This is a genomic window from Sandarakinorhabdus sp. (assembly GCF_040398645.1).
In the GTDB taxonomy this organism is placed as follows: Bacteria; Pseudomonadota; Alphaproteobacteria; order Sphingomonadales; family Sphingomonadaceae; genus Sandarakinorhabdus.
Genome location: NZ_JBBATR010000006.1, coordinates 26,105 through 35,032, shown reverse-complemented (window position 1 = coordinate 35,032; position 8,928 = coordinate 26,105). Strand labels below are relative to the sequence as shown.

Below are 8,928 nucleotides of genomic sequence, written 5' to 3'. Positions count from 1 at the left end.
GGTGAGTGAAACGGGTGTTGACGACAGGGATTTCGCCTTGGCCGACCAACCAGCCGACGAGGATAGCCTCGCGCGCCGCATTGCTGCGGCTCGGGCGGCAGAATCTGGCGGCAAGGATGGTGCCAAGGCAGCCGAGAATTCCGGCTTTCAGGCTGCGTCCGAATTTATCGGCGCCATGCTTGCGGGTGGGTTTATTGGCTGGTTTATCGACCGCCAGATTGGCACCGGTCCCTGGGGTCTTATTCTGATGTTGCTGTTGGGGTTTGCGACTGGCTTGTACCAGTCGCTGCGCCGGCAAAAGAAACTGGAACAGCGCGAGCTGGGTGGGGATTGAACGGCCGTGGCCAACCCGATGGAGCAATTCAAGATCGAAACTATCGCGCCGCTTGCGGTTGGCGGTGTTGATCTGTCGTTTACCAACAGCTCGCTGTGGATGCTCATTACGCTGATCGTAGTGTCGGCGTTCCTGTTCGTCGGCACGGCGCGCCCGCAATTGATACCTAACCGCATGCAGGCCGCAGTCGAACTGCTGTATGATTTCATTCGCGACATGCTGCGCGAGAATGTTGGCAAGGATGGCCTGCGTTACGCGCCGCTGATTTTCACGCTGTTCGTGTTCGTCCTGGTCTGCAATCTGCTAGGCATGGTGCCGTTCGTGCACAGCTTCACGCCAACCAGCCATATCGCTGTCACCTTCGCGCTGGCGATGATCGTGTTCGTGCTGGTGTTGTTCGTTGGCTTTGCCCGCCATGGCCTGCATTTCTTCTCGCTGTTCCTGCCCGAAGGCACACCGTTGTTCGTTGCGCCGCTGGTGGCAGCCATCGAATTTCTCTCGTTCCTGTCGCGCCCGTTCACGCTCGCTATCCGCTTGTTTGCCAACATGACGGCAGGCCACGTGTTGATGAAGGTGTTCGGCGGCTTTGTGGTTTCGCTTGGGGCGGTCAATATCGGACTGGGCATAATTCCGCTGGGCGTCAACGTGGCGCTCACTGCGCTGGAACTGCTGATCGCGGTTGTACAGGCCTATGTGTTTGCGCTTCTGGCCAGCATCTACCTCAACGACGCCGTCAACCTTCACTAATCAATCCAACCATTTACTACTTACAAAGGACGAACGATGGAAACTGTTGCTGCTTACAAGCTGATCGGTGCTGGCCTCGCGGCAATGGGTGCAGGCTTTGCCGCTATCGGCGTCGGCCTCATCTTTGGCATGTTCCTGCAGGGTGCCCTGCGCAATCCGGCTGCTGCTGACAAGCTGGGCGCCCGCCTGATCTTCGGCTTCGCTGTGACCGAAGCGCTCGGCCTGATCGCCGCCGTTGTCGCGCTGGCGCTGGCCTTCGGCTGATTTTTGGTGCGGGGACCGGCCTTGTGCCAGCCCCCGTATTGCCAGCCGTATCAACGCGTCAGAGCCTGGGGAAAATCCGTGCCACAATTTGATCCCAGCAGTTTTGCTTCACAGCTGTTCTGGTTCGGCCTGGTGTTTGCACTGCTGTATTTTGCAGCAGTGCGGCCCACCTTGCCCAAATTGGGTAAGGTAATCGATGCGCGTGATAGCCAGGTTGCCAAGGATCTAGATCGTGCCGAGGCGGCCAAGGGCCAAGCAGACACGATTCGCAGCGCCTACGACGATGACATCAAGGCGGCCCAGTCGGGTGCACAGGTTGCAGTTGGCGCGGCGCGTGATGCCGCTTCGGCGGCTAGCGAAGCCCGCCTGAAGCAGCTTACTGCCCAGCTGGACAGCGATGCCGATGCTGCGGCGGTCAGGCTTGATGCCGCCCGCACGACGGCGCGGGCCAACCTCGAAACCACGGTTGCCGATCTGACCAGCGATGCGGTGACCCGCTTGACAGGCCTTGTGGTGACACCAGTTGACGTTTTGGCGGCACTTGCGCCGCGTTGACGCTGTAGCCGTTACTGGCCCCGCCATAATCGGGCCGATGCCAAGGAAGAGCCATGGTTGAAATCGCGAACCAGACCGCCAAATCCGGCGCCCACACGGCTGCAAATGGCGGTGAACCTCACGTTGAACCGGTGTTGCTCGGCCTCGATGCCGAAGGCTGGGTTTATGTTGGCGTCGCCATTTTCATCGTGTTGGCCGTTGTGGTTGGTAAGGTTCCTACGCTGATCGCTACTGCGCTGGATGGGCGCATTGCTAGCGTGAAAAAGCAGTTGGATGAAGCCGCCGGCTTGCGGGCCGAAGCCGAAGTGTTGCTGGCAGATGCCAAGGCGCGCCAGGCTGCGGCCGCGGCTGATGCAGCTGCCATCCGCGCACGCGCCGAAACCGAAGCGGCCGAATTGGTTGCGGCCAGCCAGCTTGCCGCCAGCGAAGCCATCGCCCGCCGTTCGACCGCAGCCGAAGCTCGGATCGCAGCGGCCGAGCGCGCCGCCGCCGCCGAGCTAAAGGCCGAAGTTGCTGCGCAAGTCACCCGCGCTGCGGCCGCCATCATCGCCGCGCGCAGCGATCAGGATCTCAGGACGCGGCTCACCGAAGAGGCGATTGCCGGCCTCGACCGCCGTTTGCATTGAGCATTTGCAGCCAACAACGCCCGTTGTTTGTTCTCTTTGCCGCTGCTACGACAGCGCAATGAGCCGGTTTCTGCGACACGACCGACGAATCTGACACTGCGCCACCTAGGTGCAATGCCGGTTGTTGTCCTGTTTGCCGAAAGCCTTTTCCCGTGATTGATATCGTACCGTTTGCCGCCACCCACGGCTCTGCTGTTGAAACACTGCTTGATCAGCGCTTTGGCCCGGCCCGCCGCAACCGCACCGCCTATCGCCTTCGTGACAGCATGCCGCTTGTGTCCGGCTTGTCATTTGTCGCGTTAGATGGCGCAAGCTTGGTTGGCAGCCTGCAATGCTGGCCCATCCGTTTGCGCGGCATCAGCGGCAGTCACTGGCCGCTGATCCTGCTTGGCCCGGTTGCGGTTTTCGCCAGCCGTGAAGGTGAGGGCATTGCGTCAGCGCTGATGCGTGCCAGCCTGGCTGCTAGCGATGCGGCGTCGGCGGCGCCCGTGCTGTTGATCGGTGATTCGCCATTTTATGGCCGCTTCGGTTTTGCATCGACAGCCACGCGCCATTGGCAAGTTCCGGGGCCGGTGAACCGGGATCGGCTGCTCTCGCGCGGCGATTGTGCTTCTTTGCCGCGGCTAGGTTGGCTGGAAGCCGACAAGTGTGCCGCCAAGGTTGCCTGACGCCAGCATGCGCCTATGGATGAGCTGGTGAACACGCAATCGCCTGCTGATCGTTTTGCGGCCCTGCTGGCCTTGGCCGGCACCGGCAAACGGCTCCCCGTTGAACAATGGCACCCGGCGCATTGCGGCCATAGCGACATGCGCATTGCCGCCGATGGCACCTGGTTTCATGCCGGATCGCCCATTGGCCGCAAGGAACTGGTCAAGCTGTTTGCGTCCATCCTGCGCCGCGAAGCCGATGGCAGCCACGTGCTGGTCACGCCCGGTGAAAAGCTGGACATTGATGTCGATGATGCGCCGTTCACGGCGGTCGATGCCGACAGCCAGGGTGAAGGGCGGGCACGGCAATTGCTGTTCCGGCTCAACACTGACGACATTGTCGCTGCCGGGCCGGATCACGCTCTGGATGTGCGCCTGGACGATGACGACACGCCGCGGCCATATCTGCATGTGCGCGGCGGCCTGCTGGCGTTGGTGAACCGTGCCACTTTCTATCGGCTGGCTGATCTGGCGCTGGCCGAGGCCGGCGATCCACCCGGCCTGTGGAGCAATGGCGCGTTTTTCCCGTTCATGCCGGTCCAGCGCTGATGCCGCTTGATCGGGTGCGCAGCCTGCTGGCGCGGCCGTTCACGCCGCAGCCGCACGGGGATTGGGATCTGATGCAAGGCCCGCCGCCGCCCGCCGAAGGCTTGATGGCGGCTGCCGTGCTGATGGCGATCACCGATGAAGCCGATCCGCAATTGCTGTTGACGCGGCGCACCGCCCATCTGCGTCGTCACGGCGGGCAGGTAGCGTTTCCGGGCGGGCGGCTTGATGCCGGTGACGCCAGCCTGATCGCTACCGCGCTGCGTGAAGCCCATGAAGAGGTGGCGATGCCGCCCGATCAGGTCGAGGTCCTCGGGATGCTCGATCCCTATCGCACTGGGACCGGCTTTCTGGTGACGCCGGTGGTGGGAGTGGTACCGCCCGGTCTGGCCCTGCAGGCGGACCCTGGCGAAGTCGACGCGCTGTTTCATGTGCCGCTGGCGCATGCCCTCGATCCCGGCAATCACGTGCGGCAAAGCGGGCAGTGGCAGGGCGAAACCCGGCATTTCTGGACGATCAGGCACGATTCCCACGTCATCTGGGGGGCAACGGCCGGAATGATCGTGGCGCTGGCCCGGCGCGTGGCGGCGCAGTGACGACAGTGCTGCCGGCGCAAGCATGGACGGCACTGCCAGCCGGCGCAGCGCTGCTCGAAGCCCTTGATGCGGCGGCCGGCACCACCCGGCTGGTCGGCGGCGCGGTGCGCGATGGCCTGCTTGGGCTGGTGTGCAGTGATATCGATCTGGCCACAAGGCTGACCCCGGATGAAGTGATGCAGCGTCTGCGCAGTGCCGGCCTGAAAGCCGTGCCCACCGGCATTGCCCATGGCACAATCACGGCTGTGGGGGCCGGGCTCGTTGCCGAAATCACCACCTTGCGCCGCGATGTGCACAGCTTTGGCCGCCATGCCGAGGTGGCGTTCACCGGTGATTGGCGGGAGGATGCGGCGCGGCGTGATTTCACCATCAATGCGCTTTATGCCGATATGCCCGGCGGCGATGTGCATGATTATTGGGGCGGTATCGCCGATCTGGCTGCACGGCGGGTGCGGTTCATCGGTGATCCGCAGCAGCGGATCGCGGAAGATCATTTGCGCATCCTGCGGTTTTTCCGCTTCTCGGCGCGGTTTGCAGCGCAGATTGATGGCGACGGGCTCGCCGCCTGCACGGCGCGCGCCAATGATCTCATGGCGCTGAGCCGCGAGCGCATCGCCATGGAATTGCGACTGTTGCTTGGGCTGGCCAATCCAGTGCCCATGCTGGCGGTGATGCTGGACAGCGGCATTTTCCGGCCAGTGCTGCCCGAACTGGATGCAGCCCGCCTGTCGGTGCTGGCGCGCACGATCGCAGCCGAAGCGGCGCTCCCCGCCTTGCCGAAATCATGGGAACGCCGGCTGGCGGCACTGCTGCTGCCAGCCGATCCCCGCGCAGCGGAGGTGACGGCCCGGCTGAAACTCTCCAATCCAGAGCGGGCGCGGATTGCCGCTGCCGTGCAGCCGACTGATGCGCCGCCCTATTATCCCGCTGCTTGGCGCGATAGCGCGGCAGCCGTGATTGATCGGCTGCTGATTGCGGGCGATCCCGACGCTGCCCGGCCCCTGATCGGTTGGCAGCGGCCGCGCTTGCCGGCATCGGGCAAGGATATCATCGCGCGCGGGGTGCCGCCGGGGCCAGAGGTTGCGGCGCGGCTTGGCGTGTTTGAACGCGCTTGGGTGGCGGCCGGTTTTCCCGGCGATACGGGCGTGATCGCAGCGATGCTTGACGCCGCAGCGCAGGGCTGATTCGCGTCCGATTTACAGCGCGTCCTGATCGCCGGGCGGGCGGCCGCGGCGCGGCGCTGGCGTCATGGTCACTTTCACGCCGCGCCGCGCCAGGGCTTCGCGCAGCAACACTTCAATCTCGGCATTCAGGCTGCGAAGCTCGTCCGCAGCGGCCCGCTCCAGCGCTGCGTGGAGCGCTGGATCGAGCCGCAGGGCGAAGGCTTTTTTTGCCGACATCAGGCCATCAATAGAGGCTGCCGGCGTTCACGATCGGCTGGGTGTCGCGTTCGCCGCACAGCACCACCAGCAGGTTGGACACCATGGCGGCTTTGCGCTCTTCATCCAGCTCCACCACTTTTTTCTCGCTGAGCTTGGCAAGCGCCATTTCGACCATGCCGACGGCGCCGGACACCAGCGTCTCGCGGGCAGCCACCACGGCGGCGGCCTGTTGGCGGCGCAGCATGGCGCCGGCAATTTCCGGCGCATAGGCCAGATGCGTGAAGCCGCATTCATCGACGGTGATGCCGGCCACGGCGAGGCGATTGATCAATTCGGCGCGCAATTCGCCCGACACTCGCTCATGATCGCCGCGCAAGGTCACTTCCTTGTGCTCGAAATCATCATAGGGGTAGCGCGCGCCGATGGTGCGCACCGCCACTTCGACCTGCGCGGTCACAAACAGGCGATAATCATCGACATCAAACAGCGCCTGCGCCGTATCGGTAACGCGCCAGACCAGCTGCGCCGCGATTTCCACGGGATTGCCGCGCAGATCATTCACCTTGATCTGCTGCGAAATAAGGTTGTTGGCGCGCAGCGAGATTTTGGCCTTGGACATCCACGGCAAGGTCCAGCGCAGGCCGTTGGTGCGGTCGCTGCCCTTGTAGGCGCCAAACATGGTGATCGCGGCCGCTTCGTTGGGCTGCAACATGTAAAATCCTGCTATGACAAACAGCATTACGATGGCAATCGCACCGCCAGCGATCAGCACGGCCGGCGAGCGGCTGGCCAGGCCGGCAATCACGGCCCCGCCGGCGGCCAGCAGCAGCAGCACGACAACCACCAGCATCAACAGGCCGTTGCTGCCGGCATTGGCCCGTTCGCTGCTGGGCCGGCGAAGCGCTTCGGACGACATGGCACCTGTTCTCCTTAAAAATACGATATTATATTTATATCGAATTTTCACAGGAGAGCAAGTCTGATCAGACGATGCTCGTGCCCATGCCAACAGGGCCAGGCAGGCGGCTTCAGCCCTTGGGGTCGTCGGCCGGCGGCACGTCGGTTTTGCTCAGCGCGGCGAAATTGTTGTTCTTGCGCGTGTCGGTCAGCATGATGAACACCGCCACAACCAGCGCCAGCACCACCAAAGCGATCACGATCATGGCTTCACTCCTGCGGCGGCTTGCTGTCGCCCTGCTGTTCATTTGGTAGCGGGTTTGGCGGCGGGCGCTTCTTGAAAATATTGGCCGGGTCCTTGCTGACCAGATAACCGAACCAGAAGAACATGGCGATATTCAGGACGCCGATGAGGATGATACCAATCATTTCATGCATGTAACCTGCTTCGCGGCAGCTGGCGAGGCTTCAGCTGGTGAACTTGTTGTCGCGCGGGAAGCCGGTGGGCGGCATGCGCCCAGCGCTGGCGCGCGCGCCCTTCCAGAAGCTCAGATCGGCTTCGGTGCGGGTGCGGCCCGATGCGCCGCCCATCGGCCAGTTCAGGCCCTGCGCCATCACGAAGCTGCGGGCATCGGCCATGCCGCCATCCTTGTATTTCTGCAGCGCCACACCCTGGCCCTGGCGCAGCAGCGGCAATTCCTCCAGCCCAAACACCAGCAACTTGCGATTGTCACCGATCACGGCAATCGCATCGTCCTGCGGCGCGATCCAGCGCACCAGTTGCAGCACGGCGCTGGCGCGCGGGGACATCACTTGCCGGCCCTTGCGGGTTTCGGCGAGCACATCATTTGCTTCGATCTGGAACCCGCGGCCGTCGCTGGCCGCCAGCAGCAAGCGGCGGCCCGGGACATGCGCAAACATCGCCAATATCGCAGCGCCTTCGGCCAGATCGATCATCAACCGCACCGGTTCACCAAAGCCCCGCCCACCCGGCAGGCGATCTGGCGCCAGCGTGAAAAACCGGCCATCGTTGGTAATCAGGATCAGCCGATCAGTCGTGTAGGCATGAAACGCGAAGGCCGGGCCGTCTCCTTCCTTGTATTTCAGTGCCTCAGGCCCGGTCGCAGCGGTCGCGGCTAGATCGATATGGCCTTTCAGGGTGCGCAGCCAGCCCATGGCCGAACAGATGATCGTCAGCGGTTCCCGGTCGATCATGGCTTCGATGGGCACATGCCTGACCTGCGGCGCAGCGGCGATGCTGGTGCGGCGGCGACCAAGCAGCGTTGCCGGGCCATAAGCGATGCGCAGCGCTTGCAGATCGGCGTCCAGCCGCGCGGTTTGTGCTGCCGGGCTGTCGATCAGGGCGCGCAGGCCCTTGGCCTCGGCCGTCAGCGCGAGATTTTCTTTGGTAATTTCAATTTCTTCCAGCCGGCGCAGCGAACGCAGCCGCATGTTCAATATGGCTTCGGCCTGCACATGGCTGAGATCGAAGGCAGCCATCAATTCGGCGCGGGCATCATCGGCCTCGCGGATGATGCGAATCACCTCATCAAGATTGAGATAGGCCTTGAGCAGCCCGCCGAGCACTTCCAGCCGCGCATCGATGCGGCCCAGCCGGTAGCGGGCGCGGCCAAGCAGCACCTCGCGCTGGTGCACCAGCCATTTGCTCAGCACCGCCGTGATGCCGAGCACGCCTGGTTTGCCGCCGTCGAGCACGTTCATGTTGAGCGGCACGCGCACTTCCAGATCGGTCAGCTTGAACAGACTGTCCATCAGCACATCGGCATCGACGTTGCGCGACCGCGGCGTGATGACGATGCGCAGCTGATCGTCGCTTTCGTCGGCCACATCAGCCAAAATCGGCAGTTTTTTCTCGGTGATCAGCTCGGCCAGTTGCTCGATGAGTTTGCCCTTCAGCACCTGATAGGGAATCTCGCTGATGATGATCGTCCAGGTGCCGCGGCCAAGGTCCTCGATGCTCCAGCGCGCCCGCAACCGAAAGCTGCCGCGCCCGGTGCGATAGGATTCGGCAATGCTGGCCGGCGGCTCCACCAGCACGCCGCCGGTGGGAAAATCCGGGCCGGTGATGATCGCCATCAGTTCATCATTTGTGGTTTCGGGCCGATGCAGCAGCGCCAGCGCCGCATCGATCACTTCGGGCGGATTGTGCGGCGGGATGCTGGTGGCCATGCCCACGGCGATGCCGCTGGCGCCGTTGATCAGCAGATTGGGAAACAGGCCGGGGAACAATTCCGGCTCTTCTTCCTCGCCATT

General features: G+C 63.3%; 14 protein-coding genes. 9 read left to right on the top strand and 5 right to left on the bottom strand.

The genetic code is table 11. The features are described 5' to 3' along the window. The 9 genes from ABWP50_RS02630 to ABWP50_RS02590 form a co-directional block, all read left to right on the top strand. On the top strand, positions 1–334 hold a 334-nt coding region (locus tag ABWP50_RS02630), incomplete at its 5' end, for an AtpZ/AtpI family protein (RefSeq protein ID WP_353216435.1). A gap of 6 nt (positions 335–340) precedes the next feature. Then, a complete protein-coding gene (locus ABWP50_RS02625) occupies positions 341–1,081 on the top strand; it encodes a F0F1 ATP synthase subunit A (protein WP_353216434.1) in 741 nt (246 codons plus the stop codon). 36 nt (positions 1,082–1,117) lie between these two features. Then, positions 1,118–1,345, top strand: coding sequence for an ATP synthase subunit C-like protein (locus ABWP50_RS02620; RefSeq protein WP_022679853.1), 228 nt, complete (start codon positions 1,118–1,120; stop codon positions 1,343–1,345). Between the two features lie 78 nt (positions 1,346–1,423). Then, positions 1,424–1,900 carry a F0F1 ATP synthase subunit B family protein gene (locus ABWP50_RS02615; protein ID WP_353216433.1) on the top strand — a complete coding sequence of 159 codons (477 nt, stop codon included), beginning with the start codon at positions 1,424–1,426 and terminating at the stop codon, positions 1,898–1,900. A gap of 53 nt (positions 1,901–1,953) precedes the next feature. Then, positions 1,954–2,526 carry a F0F1 ATP synthase subunit B family protein gene (locus ABWP50_RS02610; RefSeq protein WP_353216432.1) on the top strand — a complete coding sequence of 191 codons (573 nt, stop codon included), beginning with the start codon at positions 1,954–1,956 and terminating at the stop codon, positions 2,524–2,526. Positions 2,527–2,678: 152 nt separating this feature from the next. Next, positions 2,679–3,194 (top strand): GNAT family N-acetyltransferase, encoded by a 516-nt coding sequence (locus tag ABWP50_RS02605; protein WP_353216431.1) that lies wholly within the window; start codon positions 2,679–2,681, stop codon positions 3,192–3,194. A gap of 15 nt (positions 3,195–3,209) precedes the next feature. Further along, positions 3,210–3,782: a DUF1285 domain-containing protein gene (locus ABWP50_RS02600; protein WP_353216430.1), complete on the top strand. Its 573-nt coding sequence runs from the start codon at positions 3,210–3,212 to the stop codon at positions 3,780–3,782. Continuing rightward, on the top strand, positions 3,782–4,375 hold the full coding sequence (locus tag ABWP50_RS02595) for a CoA pyrophosphatase (RefSeq protein ID WP_353216429.1): 594 nt from the start codon (positions 3,782–3,784) through the stop codon (positions 4,373–4,375). The genes ABWP50_RS02600 and ABWP50_RS02595 overlap by 1 nt, the downstream gene beginning before the upstream one ends. Next, the gene (locus tag ABWP50_RS02590) at positions 4,372–5,559 is read left to right on the top strand and encodes a CCA tRNA nucleotidyltransferase (RefSeq protein WP_353216428.1); all 1,188 of its coding nucleotides are present in this window, start codon (positions 4,372–4,374) and stop codon (positions 5,557–5,559) included. The genes ABWP50_RS02595 and ABWP50_RS02590 overlap by 4 nt, the downstream gene beginning before the upstream one ends. A gap of 12 nt (positions 5,560–5,571) precedes the next feature. On the opposite strand, the gene ABWP50_RS02585 is transcribed toward ABWP50_RS02590, so the two are convergent. The 5 genes from ABWP50_RS02585 to ABWP50_RS02565 all read right to left on the bottom strand — a co-directional run. Further along, positions 5,572–5,775, bottom strand: coding sequence for a type II toxin-antitoxin system antitoxin (locus tag ABWP50_RS02585; RefSeq protein WP_353216427.1), 204 nt, complete (start codon positions 5,773–5,775; stop codon positions 5,572–5,574). 7 nt (positions 5,776–5,782) lie between these two features. Then, the gene (locus tag ABWP50_RS02580; protein WP_353216426.1) at positions 5,783–6,673 is read right to left on the bottom strand and encodes an SPFH domain-containing protein; all 891 of its coding nucleotides are present in this window, start codon (positions 6,671–6,673) and stop codon (positions 5,783–5,785) included. 112 nt (positions 6,674–6,785) lie between these two features. After that, on the bottom strand, positions 6,786–6,920 hold the full coding sequence (locus ABWP50_RS02575) for a hypothetical protein (RefSeq protein ID WP_353216425.1): 135 nt from the start codon (positions 6,918–6,920) through the stop codon (positions 6,786–6,788). A 4-nt stretch (positions 6,921–6,924) separates the two neighbouring features. After that, positions 6,925–7,092, bottom strand: a complete 168-nt coding sequence (locus ABWP50_RS02570; protein WP_353216424.1) for a hypothetical protein — start codon at positions 7,090–7,092, stop codon at positions 6,925–6,927. Positions 7,093–7,122: 30 nt separating this feature from the next. Next, positions 7,123–8,928, bottom strand: a 1,806-nt coding sequence (locus ABWP50_RS02565) for a DNA gyrase subunit A (RefSeq protein WP_353216423.1), incomplete at its 5' end; no start/stop codon positions are given.